This window comes from Methylobacterium sp. 142-1Y, from assembly GCF_057747795.1.
This window is the reverse complement of the sequence record NZ_CM173224.1, coordinates 123,512-140,938: the sequence shown is the minus strand read 5'-3', so window position 1 is coordinate 140,938 and position 17,427 is coordinate 123,512. Positions and strand designations below refer to the sequence as shown.

Sequence of the window (17,427 nt, the reverse complement as noted above, 5' to 3'; positions counted from 1 at the left end):
TCACTGGAGCCCTCCTTCGAGGTTAGTCGATCTTCGATCGACTAACACCTCAGGATGAGGTCACGGGTGGGACGACCTGAAAAAACATCACCGCGATCTGACGATCGCACGGGGAGCACAACAATGATCAACGAAACCTACACCGACGGCATCAGCGAGATCACCGTGACCGGGTCAATCGTCCGGGTCGACCTGATGAGCCTGTCGCCGTCCGAGCGCGACATCCACGGCAACCCGGTGCCGGTCCTGCGCCAGCGCCTGATCCTGCCGGCCGACGCCTTCGCCAATGCCGCCGACCTGATGCAGCAGGTCAAGAACAGCCTGATCGAATCCGGCGTGATCCAGCCGGGCAAGCCGCCGCAAGAGGCCGTGCCCTTCGCAGGCGCCCGCCCGGGCCGCAACACCTCGCCGAACTTCTCCTGATCCCTCCCAAAAACACTCGGGCGCCGCCGTGGATACCGGACTGCACTGCCTCGTCGCCGTCGCGCGCCACCACGGCGTCGACCTCGATGTCGAACGCCTCGCCCACGCCTATGCGGTGGGGGACGAGGCGGTCTCGAGCCCGCGTCTGACGCGGATGGCGCGGGAGGTGGGCTTGCGGGCCGGCCGGACCCGCCTGTCGTTTACGAGCCTCACCGATCTCGGCGGCGCCTTCCCGGCGCTGGCGCATCTCAGGAACGGCAACTGGGTCGTCGTCACCGGCACCGACCGGAACGCCGAGGCGCCGCGCCTCGTCGTGTTCGACCCGAAGGCCGCCCGGCACGAACCGTTCCTCCTCGACGAGGCGGCCTTCTGCGCCGCCTGGGACGGCGAGGTGCTGCTGATGCGCCCGAAGGCGCGGCGGCGCACGCCGGACGGGCGCCGGCCGTTCGGTCTCCTGTGGTTCGTCCCCGAGATCCTGCGCCAGCGCCGGCTCTTCTCCGACGTGATCGTGGCGGCTTTGGCGCTCTACGCCGTCGGGCTGGCGGTACCGCTGTTCTCGCAGCTCGTCATCGACCGGGTGCTGACCCACGAATCCTACGCCACCCTCACAGTGCTCGCCGGCGGCGTGGTGCTGGCGCTGGTCTTCGAGGCCTGCTTCACTTTTTTGAGGCGCTACCTGCTGCTCTACGCCTCGAACCGCATCGATATCCGGGTCGCGGTGAAGACCTTCGCGCATCTCCTCGGCCTGCCGCTCGCCCATTTCGAGCAGGTGCCGGCGGGCATCCTGGTCAAGCACATGCAGCAGGCGTCCCGGGTGCGGGAATTCCTGACCGGGCGGCTGCTGACGACAGCGCTCGACGCCTGCTCGCTCCTGGTCTTCGTGCCGGTGCTGCTGCTCTACAGCCCGAAGCTGACGCTCGTGGTGCTCACCTTCACGGGTCTCGTCGCGCTCACCATCGCGGCCCTGATCGGGCCGTTCCGGCGCCGGCTCCAGGCCCTCTACGACGCGGAGGGCGAGCGCCAGGCGCTGCTGGTCGAATCGGTCCAGGGCATGCGCACCATCAAGTCCCTGGCGATGGAGCCGCTGCAGGGCCGGCAATGGGAGGATGCCTCCGCCCAGGCCGTGCAGATGCGCTACGGCGTCGAGCGGATCTCGGCCATCGCGCAGGCCGTGACCGGGCTCCTCGAAAAGCTCACGAGCGTCGCGATCATCGGGCTCGGCGCGCTCGACGTGTTCGACCGCTCGATGACGGTGGGCGCGCTCGTCGCCTTCAACATGCTGGCCGGCCGCGTCTCGGGCCCGCTCGTGCAGATGCTCACCATGGCGCACGAGTACCAGGAGGTCGCGCTCTCGGTCCGGATGCTCGGCGAGGTGATGAACCGGGCACCCGAGGCGGAAGGACCGTCCCGCGGCCTGTGCCCGCCGGTCCGGGGCGAGATCACCTTCGAGGATGTCCGCTTCGCCTACGGGCCGGACCGGCCGCCGGCCCTCGATGCGGTGTCGTTCACGCTGGAGGCCGGCAGCATCGTCGGGGTGGTGGGCCGCAGCGGCTCGGGCAAGACCACGATCACCCGGCTGATCCAGCGGCTCTATCCCGTGCAACAGGGGCTGGTGCGCCTCGACGGGCACGACATCCGCGAGATCGACCTCGCACACTTACGCCGCCAGGTCGGCGTGGTGCTCCAGGACAGCTTCCTGTTCCGCGGCACGGTGCGGGAGAACATCGCGGCCGCCAAGCCCTCGGCGAGCTTCGAGGAGATCGCCGAGGCCGCCCGCGCCGCCGGGGCCGACGAGTTCATCGAGCGCCTGCCGCGCGGCTTCGAGACGATGCTGGAGGAGAACGCCTCCAACCTCTCGGGCGGGCAGCGCCAGCGGCTCGCCATCGCCCGGGCCCTCGTGACCGATCCGCGGCTCCTGATCCTCGACGAGGCGACGAGCGCCCTCGATCCCGACAGCGAGGCGATCATCCGGCGCAACCTGCGCCGCATCGCCCGGGGCCGCACGGTGCTGATCGTCTCGCATCGGCTGGCCACCCTGGTCGACGCGAATGCGATCCTGGTGATCGATGGTGGCCGCCTCGTCGCGACCGGGCGCCACGACCAGCTGCTCACCTCCTGCACGACCTACCGCCACCTGTGGAACCAGCAGACGAGGCAGGCCGCATGAGCGCTCCCAAGTCCCAGGACACCGCTGACGATACGGCCCGGCCGCCGCTCGCCTCCGTCCCGGATTCAGGGCCGGCCCCCGAGAAGGTGCCTCCCCGCGGCGAGGTGGTGATGCTGCCGGCCCGGCGCCGGCCGGCAGTGGTCTCGGATTTCCAGCCCGACGCGCTCGCGGTCGAGGAACGGGCGCCGCCGCGCGTCGCGCGTGCCACGCTCTATGCGGTCGCGGCTTTGCTGGCGACCGGCGTCGCCTGGTCGTGCCTGTCGGAGATCGACGAGATCGCCAGTGCGCGGGGCCGGCTCGTCACCACGGTGCCGAACATCGTCGTCCAGCCGCTCGAGACGGCGGCGATCCGCTCGATCGCCGTCGCGGTCGGCCAGTCGGTCAGGGCCGGCGAGACGCTGGCGGTGCTCGATCCGACCTTCAGCGAGGCCGACGTGCAGCAGCTCACCGCCCGGCTCGCCGCGGCGGAGGCCCTGGTGCGGCGGCTCGAAGCCGAGGACGCGGACAAGGATGCCGCCTTCGACCTGACGCGCCCCGAGCAGGCGCTGGAGGCCCGCCTCGCCAGGCAGCGCCGGGCCCTGCGCGACAGCCGCCTGCGCGGCCTCGACGAGGAACTGGCCCGGGCCGAATCGAGCCTCGCCCGCAACCGCCGCGAGGAGACGGTCCTGCTCGCCCGCCTCGACGGTTTGCGCGAGATCGAGGGGATGCGCACCACGCTCCTGGAGCAGCAGATCGGCTCGAAGCTCAACCTGCTCCAGACCCGCGACGCCCGCCTCGACGTCGAGGCCTCCCTGGTGCGCACCCGCGGCGCACAGACGGAGGCACGCCACGACCTCGCCAAGGCCACCGCCCAGCGCCAGGCCTTTCTCGACGAGACCGGCCGCACCATCCTCGAAGCTCTGGCGGAGGCCCGCGAGAAGCGCACGGTCGCGGCCGAGGAATTGCGCAAGGCGACCCTGCGCCGCGAACTCGTGACGCTGACGGCGCCGGCCGACGGCATCGTCCTCGACATCGCGCAACGCGGCGCCGGCTCGGTGGCCAAGCAGGCAGAGCCGTTGTTCACCCTGGTGCCGGCGGGAAGCCCGCTGGAGGCCGAGGTGATGATCCATCCCCGCGACATCGGCCACGTCGCGGCGGGTCAGACCGCCCGGGTGAAGCTCGACGCCTTCCCGTTCCAGAAGCACGGCACGGTCTCAGGGCACGTCCGCACCGTGAGCCGGGACGCCTTCCCGTCGGATGCGGAAGGGCGCGGCAATCCCGGTCCGGGCCAGCCGCCGGCCCTGTTCTACCGCGCCCGCATCAGTCTCGACGATACGGCTTTGCGCGCCCTGCCCCCGGGCGCCGGCCTGATCCCCGGCATGGCGGTGCAGGGCGAGGTCCGGGTCGGGAGTAAGCGGGTGATCGCGTATTTCCTGTACCCGCTGATGCAGGTGGCGGATGAGGGCATCCGGGAGCCGTGAATGGCCCGGGCCGGGCTGGCGCGTGGATAATACAGGCAGCCGATCCCGCACTCGACCTCATCCTGAGGTGTCAGTCCATCAAAGATGGACTGACCTCGAAGGAGGGCTCCGGGGATCTTGGCGAATTCTGGATCCCTCCTTCGAGGCCAGCCGATCTGCGATCGCGTGCGATCTTCGATCGCCAACACCTCAGGATGAGGTGGGAGGGTAGGATATCTCGTCCTCAGTTTTAGCTTTCGACAGCTCCATCTGCTCAACTCGGCTTCAAGACGAACCGCTCAGAAAAACCATCCCGGCACCTGCTTTACCGATGCGAGACCCCGGACAGAGAGTCGAGGGGCTTGGCTTGCTGATCGCCCCCTCACCGCACCACCCGCGCCCGCAACCCCACCACCACCGGCCGGATCGTCTCCCGCACATGCCCGGCGACGGGATGGTCGAGCACCAGCATCGCGACGAGCCAGGCCCCCGCACCGCCGAAGCCCGCGACCACCCCCTCCGGGATGGTCAGCGCGAAGCCCCGGCCGGAGATGGCGATGACGGCGAGCGGCGGCAGGGCGGTGGCGACCGTGACGAGGGCGCTGATCCTCAAGGCACCGGCGAGATCGACGAGGCTGAACGGCACCCGGCGGCGGATGAAGTGGAGCGCGATCCCGACCTGGAGCGGGACGGTGACGAATTGCGTCGCCGCCACCGCGAGCGGCCCGTGGGAGGCCGACGCGGCGATGATCGCAGCGCTCGGGGGCAGGCCAATCAGGCTCGCCGTGAGGGTGTCGCGAAGGCCTCCGCTCGCCAGGAGTACCGGATAGGTCAGCATCGCCGGGAAGGTCAGCATCGAGGCGAGCGCCAGCACCTGGACGATCGGCACGCTGGCGAGCCACTGCGCGCCGAGCAGCACCAGCACCACCGGCTGCGCGATGAGCGCGAGCAGCAGGGCCACCGGCCACAGCACCACCGAGATGTTGCCGATCGAGGCGAGGTAGGTCGGCGCGAGCGCCCGCCCGTCGCGCCGGTCTGCGGCGAACATCGGCAGGATCACCGCGCCGAGGCTGCCGAGGATCATCTTGTCGGGCAACTGGCTCACCACCTGGGCCCGGCCGAAGAGGCCGACGAGGTCGGGCCCGCCGAAGCGGCCCAGCAGGAAGATCGGCAGGAGGTCGTAGGCGCGGTTGAGGAGCGTCGTCACGCTGGAGAACCCGCCGATCGCCAGCGCCGTGCGCCAGCCCTGGAGGCAGGGGCGGTAGACCCCCGGCTCGGGCCGGCCGGCGAGGCTCAAGGCCACCGTGGCGGCGGCGCTCGCGACGGTCGCCCAGGCAAAGCTCATCGCCCCGAAGCCGAGGAGCGCCAAGCCGGTCAGCACGACCGCATAGGTCAGGCAGGTGCCGACATTGACCCACATCAGGGCGGCGAACTGGAAGTCGCGGCGCATCAAGGCCATCAGCGGCCCGGAGAACGGCACCAGCAGGAAGCTCGCGGCGAGCACCCGCAGGTAGGATTCGAGCAGGGGCTGGCCGTAGAGCCTCGCCCACAGCCCGGCCGAGGCGAACAGGGCCACGGCGAAGACCAGCGACAGGGCGAGGAGCACCGTGAAGGCGGTGCGGGCGCTCTGCCGCGAGGTCGCCGGCTCGTGGATGATGTAGTTGGTGGTGCCGAAATCGCGCAGGCCGTCGATGACCTGCACCAGCGCCACCCCGAGCATCGACAGGCCGACCTCCTGCGGGGTGAGCAGGCGCGAGACCAGGGCGGTCTGGCACAGGGTGATCGAGAGGACGAGGTAGCGCTCGCCCGAGACGAGCAGGACGGCGCGCTTGACGAGGCTCATCGACACAACCTTGGCATAGGAGAGGTGGGGCGGGCGGATCAGGGCGAGCCGGCGAGCGCCCGGGGCGCCGGCCACCCCAGTCCGGCGCGCCAGGCGCGGGCGAGCGCCGCGAGGTAGCGGGCCGGATCGAGGCCCGGGATGCAGTCCCGCGCCAGGATCGATCGCGCCTCGGCCGCGAGGCCGAGAGCGGCGAGCGTTCGGGCATGGTCGAGCACTAGCCGGTTGCGGCAGCGCCGGGCGGACGGAGCCAGTTCGGCCGGCACCGCGCCCTCGTCGAGGAGCGTCTTCAGGGTGGCGGCCAGCAGCGGCGGCGGCGGCACGCGCCGCGACGGCACGGCGCGCGCGACCACCAATGTCGGCCGGGCGACGAAGCGAAACGGTCCCTGCAGCGCGAGGCGGCCCCACAGGTCGAGGTCCGATCCGCCGCCGCAGCGGGCCGGAAACAGCCCGGCATCGATCGCCGCGGCCCGTTCGACCAGCGCGGCGCTCGCCCGGAACGGCGCGGCCCCGATCCGGAGGGCGAAATCGAACGGGTCCGAGATCCGGCCCGGGGGCACGCTCATCGGCAGGAGCGGCCGGCCGCCCTCCCCCAGGACCGGGTTGCCGAACACCGCGACGGCATCGCCGAAGCGGGTCGCGGCGACGAGCTCGGCCAGGTGGTCCTCGCGCCACGTATCGCCGGCATCGAGGAAGGCGACCCACTCGGCCCGCGCGGCGGTCACGCCGCGGTTGCGGGCGGCAAGGCTGCCGGATTCAGGCTCGCGCAGCAGGGCCCGCACCCGCGGATCGGCGGCGAGAGCCGCGACCTCGCCCGCTCCCTCTCCGACCACCAGAACCTCGTAGTCGCCGAAGGTCTGGGCTTCGAGGGAAGCCAGCGCCGGCCCGGCGGGGAAACCCGCCCGGAGCCGGAGCACGACCGAGACACGGGGGCCGCGCAGAACGCTCGTCATGGCATTCACGCCCCCCGCCGCAAGATACGGGCGGGATTGCCCACGACGGTGGCGCCCGCCGGCACGTCGCGCAGGACGACCGCGCCGAGGCCGACCAGCGCCCGGTCGCCGATCGCGACGCGCTGGCGCAGTGCGCTGCCCGCCCCGACGTAGCAGGACCGCCCGAGGCGGACGAAGCCGCTGACGATGCAGCCCGGCGCGAGCACCGCCCCGTCCTCGATCACCGTGTCGTGCCCGACGATCGCGCCCGGCCCGATCGTCACATGGGCCCCGACCACGACCTGGCCGGCGACGCTGGCGCCGTGATGGATGCAGGTGCCGGGACCCAGGACGGCCCGCGGCGAGACCGCCGCCCCGGCATGGACCAGGGTGGCGAAGCGCGCCTGGTCGAGGCCGGTCCCGGCGACGATCGCCAGCCGCTCGCGGTGGCTCGCCTCGCTGCCGATGGCGTTGACGAAGGCCGCCTCCGGATCCTCGGCGAGGCGCCGCGCCGCGCCGAGGCGCCCGAGCACCGGCAGCCCGGCGACGCGCTCGCCCTCCGGCCTCGCATCGTCGAGGAAGCCGATCACCCGCCAGGGCCTGGGCAGGGACTCGACGAGGTCCAGGATGTCGAGGGCGTTGCCGCCGGTGCCGAGGATGATCAGGGGACGCTGCATGGCGGTGCCGACGCTTCGCCGGGGCTTGGTGGGGCAGGACTGGCCGCGGCTCGCAGCAGGCTAGCCGGCCCTGTCCGCCGGGTAAGCGTCGCAATCGTCGGCGCCGGGACCTCCGAAAGGCGTAAGTCGGCCCGCCCTTCTGGGCAGGAGCGCCGCCGAATTCCGCCGCTCCCGCGGGAGGATGCACCCCCTAGGCTGCTCGCCAACGATCGCGCGGCGCGAGGATGCCCGCCTCGCGCGCGACGAGACCTCGGGAGCGTCGTCGCCCATGAAGATCGCCTATCTGGTCAACACCGCCCCGGTGACGAGTTCGACATTCATCCGGCGCGAGATGGCGGCTCTCGAGGCGCAGGGCGTCACGGTGCGGCGCTTCGCGCTGCGGCGCTGGCACCAGCCCCTCGTCGATCCCGCCGACATCGCCGACCAGGCGCGCACCCACTACATCCTGAGCGGCAACCTGCGCGGGCTCGCGCTCGCCGCCCTGCGCCAGGCGGTCACCGGCCCGGCGGCGTTCCTGCGGGGCGCCTGGCTCGCAGCCCGGCTCGGTCAAAGGGCCGGCGGGGCGGTGCGGCATGCGGCCTATTTCCTCGAGGCGGTGTATTTCCTGCGCTGCTTGCGCCGCGAGGGCATCGCCCACACCCACGTGCATTTCTCGTCGAACGCCGCCGCGGTGGCGCTCATCGCCCGCACCATGGGCGGCCCCTCCTACAGCTTCACCGCCCACGGGCCGGACGAGTTCCTGACCGCCGCCGAGGACGGGTTGGCGCTGAAGCTCTCCGGTGCCGCCTTCGCGGTGGCGATCTCGGATTTCTGCCGCGGGCAGCTTCTGCGCTTCGGTGGCTCCCAGTATCGCGACCGGATCGCGGTGGCGCGCTGCGGCCTCGACTTGGATGACTTCGTGCCCTCGGAGCGGCCGGCGGGGGAGAGCCGGATTCTGGTCTGCGTCGGCCGGCTCTGCCCGCAGAAGGGGCAGGTCTACCTGCCGGCGGCCGTGGCGGCGTTGCGCGGGACCGAGGCGCCGTTCCGCCTGGTGCTGATCGGCGACGGCGAGAGCCGCCCGGCGATCGAGGCGGAGATCGCCCGCCACGGCGTCGGCGACCTGATCGACTTGCGCGGCTGGCAGAGCAGCGCCGAGGTCCTCAGGACAATCGCCGAATCCCGCGCCCTGGTGCTGCCGAGCTTCGCCGAGGGCCTGCCGATCGTGCTCCTCGAAGCCCTGGCGCTGGAGCGGCCGGTGGTGACCACCACCGTGGCGGGCATCCCGGAACTGGTCGACGATGAGTGCGGGCGCATCGTGCCCCCGGGCGACGCCGCCGCCCTGACGGGTGCCTTGCGCGACATCCTGCGGGCCGACGACGCGACGCTCGCCCGGATGGGCCGGGTCGGCCGTGCCCGCGTCGCCCGCCACCACGACCTCACGAGGCTCGCCACCACGCTGCGGGGGCTGTTCGCGGCGGCCATCGCCCGGGAGAGCGGCGCGACGGTGCGGGTGGAGCGGGTGGGTGTCGGGCGGGCGGCGGCGAAGGTGGAGCCGTAGGGGCGCTTGCCCTGACGAGCGATCGTTTCTCCCGACTTCCCTGACACCCTCCGCGTCATTCCGGGGCCGCGCAGCGGAGCCCGGAATCCAGAACCGCTGGCGATTCAAAAGAAAAACGGATCGCTGTCCGCTTTACTCTCTTCGACCTGAGTATCTGGATTCCGGGCTCCGCTTTCGCGGCCCCGGAATGACGCGGAGGGTATCAGGGACGTCGCAGAAGTAACCGCCCTCACCGCACCCCCGGCACCTCCCCCGACAGCACCGGCACCGGCCGGACCGCGAAGGTCCAGACCCGGTGGCCCAGAAAATTCCAGAACACCACCACCCCGGTCGCCAGCCCTTGCGCGGCGAGGTAGGGTAGGCCGAACCCGCGGGTGAGCCCCGCCATGATGAGCCAGGTCAGCCCGAAGCCGATCGCCGCCACGACGCCGAAGCGCCAGGTCGCCTCCGCATGGGGCCGCGCGCTGGCATAGGTCAGGCGGCGGTTGAGCCCGTAGGAGACCACGGCGCCGGCGAGGTAGCCGGCGAGCGCCGCCGGCACCGGGTCGGCCCGGCCGGTCTCGACCAGGGTCGCCAGCAGGGCGTAATGCACCGCGAGCGCCGCGAGGCTCACCCCGACGTAAGACAGGAATTGCCGTGCCAGGGCCGCCGGGGCGACGCCAGTCCGGGGATTCGCTCTCGGTTCGCTCGCCACGACGCCACTCGACAAGGCCGACGGCCGGGGCCGCCCCGCTCATCTCCTAGCGCCCGGCACTGAACCGAAGATGACCCGAAAGCGGCGGAATTCGTTCATCCTTACCGGTCAGCCTTGCAGGCGCGCCGCCACCTTCCGGCTGAGCCAGCGCGGCATCAGCCGGGCGCCGATCACCGCCGCGCGGTTGGCCGCGCCCGGGATCACCACCGCGCGGCCCGCGAGGTAGCCGGCGACCGCCGCCGTCGCCACCGCCTCGGCGCTCATCACGTTGCCGGTGAAGCGCTTCGCCCCGCCGACATCGGCTCTTGCCGAAAACTCCGTCGCGGTGGCGCCGGGGCAGATGGCGGTGACGGTGACGCCGTGGGGCCGCGCTTCCTCGTAGAGCGCTTCCGAGAGCGAGAGCAGGAAGGCCTTGCTGGCGTAATAGGCAGCCATGTTGGGCCCGGGCAGGTAGCCCACCACCGAGGCGACGTTGAGGATGCCGCCGGACCTTCTCGCAATCAGGCCCGGCAGCACCCGACGGCTGAGGATCGTCGGCGCGGCGACGTTCAGCGCCACCATCTCGGCCTGATCCCGGGCCGGCAGGTCGGCGAAGCGACCGCGCAGGCCGAAGCCCGCATTGTTGACGAGGGTGTGGAGAACGATCCCCCGCGCCTCGACCGCCGCGAGCAGTCCCTCGGGGCCATCTGGCGCCGCGAGGTCCGCCGGCACCACCAGCGTCGGCACGGGCAGTTCCGCGGCCAGCGCATCCAGTCGCTCCGCCCGCCGGGCAGACAGGACCAGGGGATACCCTCGCGCCGCGAACCCCTTTGCGATCTCCACGCCGATTCCGCTCGACGCGCCGGTGACCAGCGTCCAGCGCGCATCTCCCTCCTGATCCATGAACTCGGCCACACCCTTCCCCTGATCTGTTCGCCTATGCTAAGGGCGCCCAACGCAATCCCCGCCGCTTCCGCCCGTTCCGCTTCCGCCACGACACGCCCCGCCGGGCCCGAGGCCGGAAACGAGGAACGCGGCAGCGCGCCGCACGAGTCTGAAGCGTCCGATGCCCAAGCGCACCGATCTCTCCTCCATCCTCATCATCGGCGCGGGTCCGATCGTCATCGGCCAGGCATGCGAGTTCGATTATTCCGGCACGCAGGCCTGCAAGGCCCTGCGCGAGGAAGGCTACCGGATCATCCTGGTCAACTCGAATCCGGCGACGATCATGACCGATCCGGATCTCGCCGACGCCACCTATGTCGAGCCGATCACCCCGGAGATCGTCGCCCGCATCATCGAGAAGGAGCGGCCCGACGCCCTCCTGCCGACCATGGGCGGCCAGACCGCGCTGAACTGCGCCCTCTCGCTCAAGCGGATGGGCGTGCTGGAGAAGTTCGGCGTGCAGATGATCGGCGCCACCGCCGAGGCGATCGACAAGGCCGAGGATCGCAGCCTCTTCCGCGATGCGATGACCAAGATCGGCCTGGAGACGCCGAAATCGGCGCTCGCCAACGCCTCGGCCGCCAAGAAGGCCGATCGTGAGAAGTACCTCGCCGAGGTCGCTCGCATCGAGGCCGCCGAGAGCGACGAGGCCTCCCGCAAGACGGCGCTGGCCGCCTTCGAGAAGAAGTGGGCGAGCGGAGAGAACGACCGGCGCAAGCGCTACGGCGAGCACGCGCTCGGCCAGGCGCTGGTGGCGCTCGCCGAGGTCGGCCTGCCGGCGATCATCCGGCCGTCCTTCACCATGGGCGGCACCGGCGGCGGCATCGCCTACAATCGCGAGGAATTCCTCGACATCGTCGAGCGCGGCATCGACGCCTCGCCGACCAACGAGGTCCTGATCGAGGAATCGGTCCTCGGCTGGAAGGAATACGAGATGGAGGTCGTCCGTGATCGCGCGGATAACTGCATCATCGTCTGCTCGATCGAGAACGTCGACCCGATGGGCGTCCATACCGGCGACTCGATCACCGTGGCGCCGGCGCTGACGCTGACCGACAAGGAATACCAGCGCATGCGCGACGCCTCGCTCGCGGTGCTCCGCGAGATCGGCGTCGAGACCGGCGGCTCGAACGTGCAGTTCGCCGTCGATCCGGCCACCGGCCGGATGATCGTGATCGAGATGAACCCGCGCGTCTCGCGCTCCTCGGCGCTCGCCTCGAAGGCGACCGGCTTCCCGATCGCCAAGGTCGCGGCGAAGCTCGCGGTGGGCTACACCCTCGACGAGATCGCCAACGACATCACCGGCGGGGCGACGCCGGCCTCGTTCGAGCCGACGATCGACTACGTCGTCACCAAGATCCCGCGCTTCGCGTTCGAAAAATTTCCGGGCGCCGAGCCGACGCTCACCACCGCCATGAAGTCGGTCGGCGAGGCGATGGCGATCGGCCGGACCTTCGCGGAATCGCTCCAGAAGGCCCTGCGCTCGCTCGAGACGGGGCTGACCGGCCTCGACGACATCGAGATCGAGGGCTTAGGCAAGGGCGACGACCGCAACGCCATCAAGGCGGCGATCGGCACCCCGACCCCGGATCGCCTGCTCAAGGTGGCGCAGGCGCTGCGGCTCGGCGTCAGCCACGAGGAGGTGCACGCCTCGTGCAAGATCGACCCGTGGTTCCTGGAGCAGCTCCAGGGCATCATCGACCTCGAGACCAAGGTGAAGCGCTTCGGCCTGCCGAAGACCGCGGGCGCCTTCCGCCAGCTCAAGGCGGCGGGTTTTTCGGATGCGCGCCTGTCGGTGCTCGCCGGGATCGAGGAAGGCGCCGTGCGCGCCGCCCGCCGGGCGCTGTCGGTGCGGCCGGTCTTCAAGCGGATCGACACCTGCGCGGCCGAGTTCAAGTCGCCGACCGCCTACATGTATTCGACCTACGTCGCCCCCTTCGCCGGGGCCGTGGCCGACGAGGCCCAGCCCACGGACGCCAAGAAGGTCATCATCCTCGGCGGCGGCCCGAACCGGATCGGCCAGGGCATCGAGTTCGACTATTGCTGCTGCCACGCCTGCTTCGCGCTGACCGACGCGGGCTACGAGACCATCATGGTCAACTGCAACCCGGAGACGGTGTCGACCGACTACGACACCTCGGACCGGCTCTATTTCGAGCCGCTGACCGCCGAGGACGTGCTGGAGATCATCGAGACCGAGCGCCAGGCCGGCACGCTGCACGGCGTGATCGTGCAGTTCGGCGGCCAGACCCCGCTGAAGCTCGCCCGCGCCCTCGAAGAGGCCGGCGTGCCGATCCTCGGCACCTCGCCGGACGCGATCGACCTCGCCGAGGACCGCGACCGCTTCAAGCGCCTGCTCGACAAGCTGCACATGAAGCAGCCCAAGAACGGCATCGCCTATTCGGTGGAGCAGAGCCGGCTGATCGCCGCCGATCTCGGCCTGCCCTTCGTGGTGCGGCCGTCCTACGTGCTCGGCGGGCGCGCGATGGCGATCATCCGCGACGAGGCCCAGTTCGCCGACTACCTGCTCGACACCCTGCCGAGCCTGATCCCGTCGGACGTCAAGGCGCGCTACCCCAACGACAAGACCGGCCAGATCAACACGGTTCTGGGCAAGAACCCGCTCCTGTTCGACCGCTACCTGTCGGATGCGATCGAGGTCGACGTCGACGCGGTCTCCGACGGCAAGGACGTGTTCATCGCCGGCATCATGGAGCACATCGAGGAGGCGGGCATCCATTCGGGCGATTCCGCCTGCTCGCTGCCGCCGCGCTCGCTGTCGCCCGAGACCATCGCCGAATTGGAGCGCCAGACCCGCGGCCTGGCGCTGGCGCTGGAGGTCGGCGGCCTGATGAACGTGCAGTACGCGATCAAGGACGGGGTGATCTACGTCCTCGAGGTCAACCCGCGGGCCTCGCGCACCGTGCCGTTCGTCGCCAAGGTGATCGGCGAGCCGATCGCCAAGATCGCCGCCCGGGTGATGGCCGGCGAGCCCCTGGCCTCCTTCGGCCTCGTGCCCAAGACGCTGCCGCACATCGCCGTCAAGGAAGCGGTGTTCCCCTTCGCCCGCTTCCCCGGGGTCGACGTGCTGCTCGGCCCGGAGATGCGCTCGACCGGCGAGGTGATCGGCCTCGATCGCGGCTTCGGCGTCGCCTTCGCCAAGAGCCAGCTCGGCTCAGGCACCCAGGTGCCGAAGGCCGGCACGGTCTTCGTCTCGGTGCGCGACGACGACAAGGCGCGCATCCTGCCGTCGATCAAGCTGCTCGCGGAACTCGGCTTCACGGTCCTCGCCACCGCCGGCACGCAGCGCTACCTCGTCGACAACGGCGTTCCTTGCACCCGCATCAACAAGGTGCTGGAAGGACGGCCGCACGTGGTCGACGCGATCAAGAACGGCGACATCCACCTGGTGTTCAACACCACGGAGGGGGCGGGCGCGCTGTCCGACTCCCGATCCTTACGCCGGGCCGCCCTCTTGCATAAAGTGCCGTACTACACCACTCTCGCCGGAGCGATGGCGGCCGCAGAGGGGATCAAGGCCTATCTCGAGGGTGATCTCGAGGTCCGGGCTCTGCAGGAATATTTCGCGGCTTAAGTCGTAACGCCGCGGACGAGCCCTATCTCATCCCCTCGCGCCCGCGCGAGACATTCGGAAACAGGCCCGGTCGGGAGGCTCACCCTCCCGCCGGGCCGATTATTTGTGACGCGAGACGACGACGATGGACAAGGTTCCGATCACGGTACGGGGATTCGCGGCGCTCGAGGCGGAGCTGAAGCGCCGTCAGCAGGAGGAGCGTCCGCGGATCATCCAGGCGATCGCGGAGGCCCGCGCGCTCGGCGACCTGTCGGAGAATGCCGAGTATCACGCCGCCAAGGAAGCGCAGTCCCACAACGAGGGCCGGGTGCTGGAGCTGGAGAGCCTGATCTCCCGCGCCGAGGTCATCGACGTGTCGAAGCTCTCGGGCTCGAAGATCAAGTTCGGCGCCACCGTCAAGCTGATCGACGAGGACACCGAGGAAGAGAAGACCTACCAGATCGTCGGCGAGCCCGAGGCGGACGTGCATGCAGGCCGGGTCTCGATCACCTCGCCGATCGCCCGCGCGCTGATCGGCAAGGGCGTCGGCGACACCGTCGAGGTCGTCACCCCGGGCGGTGGCAAGTCCTACGAGATCACCGGTATCCAGTACGGCGGGTAACGGCACAGGCCGTCCGGCACGCGCGGGACGCGTTGCCGGAACGCCCTCCCGGGGCTATCTCCGCCGTGACGAGGTGGCCCCGTCGGGCGCCGTGGAGACGATCCGGATGCTGCGCTGGTTCAAGACCCTGATCAGCCGATCCCTGATCGCGGCCGCCCTGCTGGCGGCCGCCGGGCCGGCGAGCGCGCAGGATGCGACCCTGCCGCCGGGGATGCGTTTCTCCGCCATCCGGGTCGATGTCGGCCCTCTCCTCGCCCGCGGCCTCGGCCCCTATGCGGAGAACGTGCGGGGCGAACTGCAGGCCGCCCTCGCCAAGACCTTCGCCGACAGGGTCGGCGGTCCGGGCCCGACGCTCGTGGTGCGGGTCACCGGCGTCTCGCTCAACCCCTATGCCGGCAGCGAGACCCGCTTCAGCGGCGGCAACGCGACCAACACCGACTATCTCGAAGGCGAGGCCCTGGTGGTCGACCGCGCCGGCACCGTGCTGCTGCGCCATCCCCAGCTTTCGGCCACCAATGCCAGTTCCGGTGGGGCATGGTACGATCCGGCTTCCGAGGGGCGGCGGGTGACGTATATCAGCGAGCATTATGCGGCCTGGCTGAAGCGGGGGTTGGGGTTGAATTGAGGTCTGTGGCGAGCCCCTGAGGATGCCGACCGCCCACCTCCTGTTCGGCCTCGTCGGTTCCGGCAAGACGACCCTGGCACGGGATCTTGAGCAGCGACACCGGGCGGTGCGGTTCACGCCGGACGAGTGGATGGCGCGCCTGTTCGGTGAAAACCCGCCCGCCGATACCTTCCCGCAGCACGCAGCGGTAATCCTCGACCTGATGGAGCCGGTCTGGACCCGCTGTCTGACCCTCGGCATCGACGTTGTACTGGATTACGGGTTCTGGCGCCGGACCGAGCGCGATCAGGCCCGTCGCGTGGTGGAATCCTGCGGCGCCCGCGCGCTCCTCTACAAGGTCGAATGCCCGGAGGACGAGGCGCGGCGCCGGGTGGCGGCGCGGAATGGGCATGCGGATCGCAGCCTGTTCATCGCACCGGAGACGTTCGATGTGCTGAAGGAGCGGCTTGAGCCGCTGCACGCCGATGAAGTGTTCATCGCGGCCGTATCGAGGCCGACTTGATCGAGCCGATATCAGGATCGGCCCTTCCCTCTCCACTACACAGGATCATCCCGGGGCCGCGCAGCGGAGCCCGGGATCCTGAACCGCGGATGGGACCGGACAGAGCGGAAGCCGTTCCACTCTCCTCGCCCCCCGGCCTGATAGCCTGTTGATTGATTGAGGTACCCGTTCCCATCCGCGACCTCATCCTGAAGTGTTGGTCGATTGAAAATCGACCGACCTCGAAGGAAGGCTCCAGGAATCGCACAGACTTCTGGAGCCTTCCTTCGAGTTTATTCCATCTTCGATTGACTAACGCCTCAGGATGAGGTCGCGCAAGGGATAGAATAACTCGTTACGATGCTGCTCCGGCACATCAAACAAACTCTGATTTTCTAGATTCCAGGCTCTTTCTCGCACCACAAGAATGACACGGTGGAAGTCAGGGCGCGTGTGGCTGCCTTGCCCGGCCGCTTCCCGTAGAGTGACGCGGCGCGAGGGTCACGCCAGCCCCGCCCACCCGGACGCCCGCGATGGAACTCAAGTGGATCGAGGACTTCCTGAGCCTCGCCGAGACCCGCAGCTTCTCGCGCTCGGCGGAGGCCAGCGCGGTCACCCAGTCGGCCTTCAGCCGGCGCATCCGCTCGCTCGAAGTCTGGCTCGGCACCGCGCTCCTCGACCGCAGCACCTACCCGATCACGCTGACCGCCGACGGGCGCCAGTTCCTGGAGACCGCCGAGGAGGTGGTGCGGCTGCTCACCTTGAGCCGGGCCGATTTCCGCGCCCGCAGCGACGGGGCCGGGCTGCCGGTGGTGACGATCACGGCGCTGCACTCGCTCTGCCTGTCGTTCCTGCCGCGCTGGCTCGGCCGCATCCGCGACGCGCTCGGGCCGGTGGCGAGCCGGGTGCTGCCGGACAACTTCAACATCTGCGTCCAGGCGCTGGTCGAGGGCGGCTACGACCTGCTCCTGACCTATCATCATCCGGGCATCCCGATCCCGCTCGATCCCGAGCGCTATCCCTGCCGGATCGTCGGCCGCGACAGCCTCGCGGCGGTCGCCTCCCCCCGCGGGCTGGTGCCGGACGCCAAGGGCCGGCTGCCGCTGCTGCAATATTCCCGCGGCTCGTTCCTCGGGCGCCTCGCCGGCATCGCGCAATCCGGTGACGACGCGCCGGCGACCTACCCGGTCCACACCAACGAGAACTCGATGGCCGAGGCCCTGCGCTCGATGGCGCTCGGCGGCCACGGCATCGCCTGGCTGCCGCGCAGCCTGGTCGAGCCGGAAATCCGCGCCGGGGCGCTTACGGTGCTCGGCCGCGAGATGCCGATGGACATCCGGCTCTATCGCAGCGCCGAGCGCCACCGCTCCTTCCTCGACGAGGTCTGGGCCGTCGCCGCGGAGGACCCGCCAAACTATTCGGATCCGGAATAGTTCTTGGCAAACATAGCATTGGCGCGGCGACGCGGCCGGGATTATCCCGCCGCCATCCG

General features: G+C 70.3%; 14 protein-coding genes. 9 read left to right on the top strand and 5 right to left on the bottom strand.

Annotated elements, in window-relative coordinates; all coding sequences use genetic code 11:
- The first annotated feature begins 123 nt into the window (after positions 1–123).
- Genes AC3AOF_RS00665 through AC3AOF_RS00655 form a run of 3 tightly spaced genes read left to right on the top strand, consistent with a single transcriptional unit; the run spans position 124 to position 4,050 of the window.
- On the top strand, positions 124–423 hold the full coding sequence (locus tag AC3AOF_RS00665; RefSeq protein ID WP_236992474.1) for a hypothetical protein: 300 nt from the start codon (positions 124–126) through the stop codon (positions 421–423).
- A gap of 28 nt (positions 424–451) precedes the next feature.
- On the top strand, positions 452–2,590 hold the full coding sequence (locus AC3AOF_RS00660) for a peptidase domain-containing ABC transporter (RefSeq protein WP_236992475.1): 2,139 nt from the start codon (positions 452–454) through the stop codon (positions 2,588–2,590).
- Positions 2,587–4,050, top strand: a complete 1,464-nt coding sequence (locus AC3AOF_RS00655) for an HlyD family type I secretion periplasmic adaptor subunit (RefSeq protein ID WP_488347415.1) — start codon at positions 2,587–2,589, stop codon at positions 4,048–4,050. Before AC3AOF_RS00660 ends, AC3AOF_RS00655 begins: the two co-directional genes overlap by 4 nt.
- Positions 4,051–4,411: 361 nt before the next feature.
- Here AC3AOF_RS00655 and AC3AOF_RS00650 read toward each other — a convergent pair whose 3' ends face one another.
- The 3 genes from AC3AOF_RS00650 to AC3AOF_RS00640 are packed head-to-tail and all read right to left on the bottom strand — an operon-like array spanning position 4,412 to position 7,478.
- A complete protein-coding gene (locus AC3AOF_RS00650) occupies positions 4,412–5,947 on the bottom strand; it encodes an oligosaccharide flippase family protein (RefSeq protein ID WP_488347414.1) in 1,536 nt (511 codons plus the stop codon).
- Complete coding sequence (locus tag AC3AOF_RS00645; protein WP_488347413.1) at positions 5,911–6,822, bottom strand: glycosyltransferase family 2 protein; 912 nt, start codon at positions 6,820–6,822, stop codon at positions 5,911–5,913. The genes AC3AOF_RS00650 and AC3AOF_RS00645 overlap by 37 nt, the downstream gene beginning before the upstream one ends.
- Positions 6,823–6,827: 5 nt before the next feature.
- The gene (locus AC3AOF_RS00640; RefSeq protein ID WP_488347412.1) at positions 6,828–7,478 is read right to left on the bottom strand and encodes a NeuD/PglB/VioB family sugar acetyltransferase; all 651 of its coding nucleotides are present in this window, start codon (positions 7,476–7,478) and stop codon (positions 6,828–6,830) included.
- Between the two features lie 268 nt (positions 7,479–7,746).
- Between AC3AOF_RS00640 and AC3AOF_RS00635 the strand changes: the two genes are divergently transcribed.
- Positions 7,747–9,015: a glycosyltransferase family 4 protein gene (locus tag AC3AOF_RS00635; protein ID WP_488347411.1), complete on the top strand. Its 1,269-nt coding sequence runs from the start codon at positions 7,747–7,749 to the stop codon at positions 9,013–9,015.
- Positions 9,016–9,244: 229 nt separating this feature from the next.
- On the opposite strand, the gene AC3AOF_RS00630 is transcribed toward AC3AOF_RS00635, so the two are convergent.
- Both AC3AOF_RS00630 and AC3AOF_RS00625 read right to left on the bottom strand, forming a co-directional pair.
- Entirely contained in the window at positions 9,245–9,709 is a 465-nt protein-coding gene (locus AC3AOF_RS00630; RefSeq protein ID WP_236992481.1) for a GtrA family protein, read from the bottom strand.
- Between the two features lie 108 nt (positions 9,710–9,817).
- A complete protein-coding gene (locus AC3AOF_RS00625) occupies positions 9,818–10,591 on the bottom strand; it encodes an SDR family NAD(P)-dependent oxidoreductase (RefSeq protein ID WP_488347410.1) in 774 nt (257 codons plus the stop codon).
- Between the two features lie 163 nt (positions 10,592–10,754).
- Between AC3AOF_RS00625 and carB the strand changes: the two genes are divergently transcribed.
- The 5 genes from carB to AC3AOF_RS00600 all read left to right on the top strand — a co-directional run bounded on the left by carB (position 10,755) and on the right by AC3AOF_RS00600 (position 17,368).
- The gene (gene carB, locus AC3AOF_RS00620) at positions 10,755–14,228 is read left to right on the top strand and encodes a carbamoyl-phosphate synthase large subunit (RefSeq protein WP_488347409.1); all 3,474 of its coding nucleotides are present in this window, start codon (positions 10,755–10,757) and stop codon (positions 14,226–14,228) included.
- 124 nt (positions 14,229–14,352) lie between these two features.
- A complete protein-coding gene (gene greA / locus AC3AOF_RS00615; protein WP_203155701.1) occupies positions 14,353–14,829 on the top strand; it encodes a transcription elongation factor GreA in 477 nt (158 codons plus the stop codon).
- Positions 14,830–14,935: 106 nt separating this feature from the next.
- Entirely contained in the window at positions 14,936–15,454 is a 519-nt protein-coding gene (locus AC3AOF_RS00610) for a hypothetical protein (protein ID WP_488347408.1), read from the top strand.
- Positions 15,455–15,476: 22 nt separating this feature from the next.
- Positions 15,477–15,956 carry a P-loop nucleotide/nucleoside kinase family protein gene (locus tag AC3AOF_RS00605; protein WP_488347407.1) on the top strand — a complete coding sequence of 160 codons (480 nt, stop codon included), beginning with the start codon at positions 15,477–15,479 and terminating at the stop codon, positions 15,954–15,956.
- A gap of 512 nt (positions 15,957–16,468) precedes the next feature.
- Positions 16,469–17,368: a LysR family transcriptional regulator gene (locus tag AC3AOF_RS00600; protein WP_488347406.1), complete on the top strand. Its 900-nt coding sequence runs from the start codon at positions 16,469–16,471 to the stop codon at positions 17,366–17,368.
- Positions 17,369–17,427 lie beyond the last annotated feature (59 nt).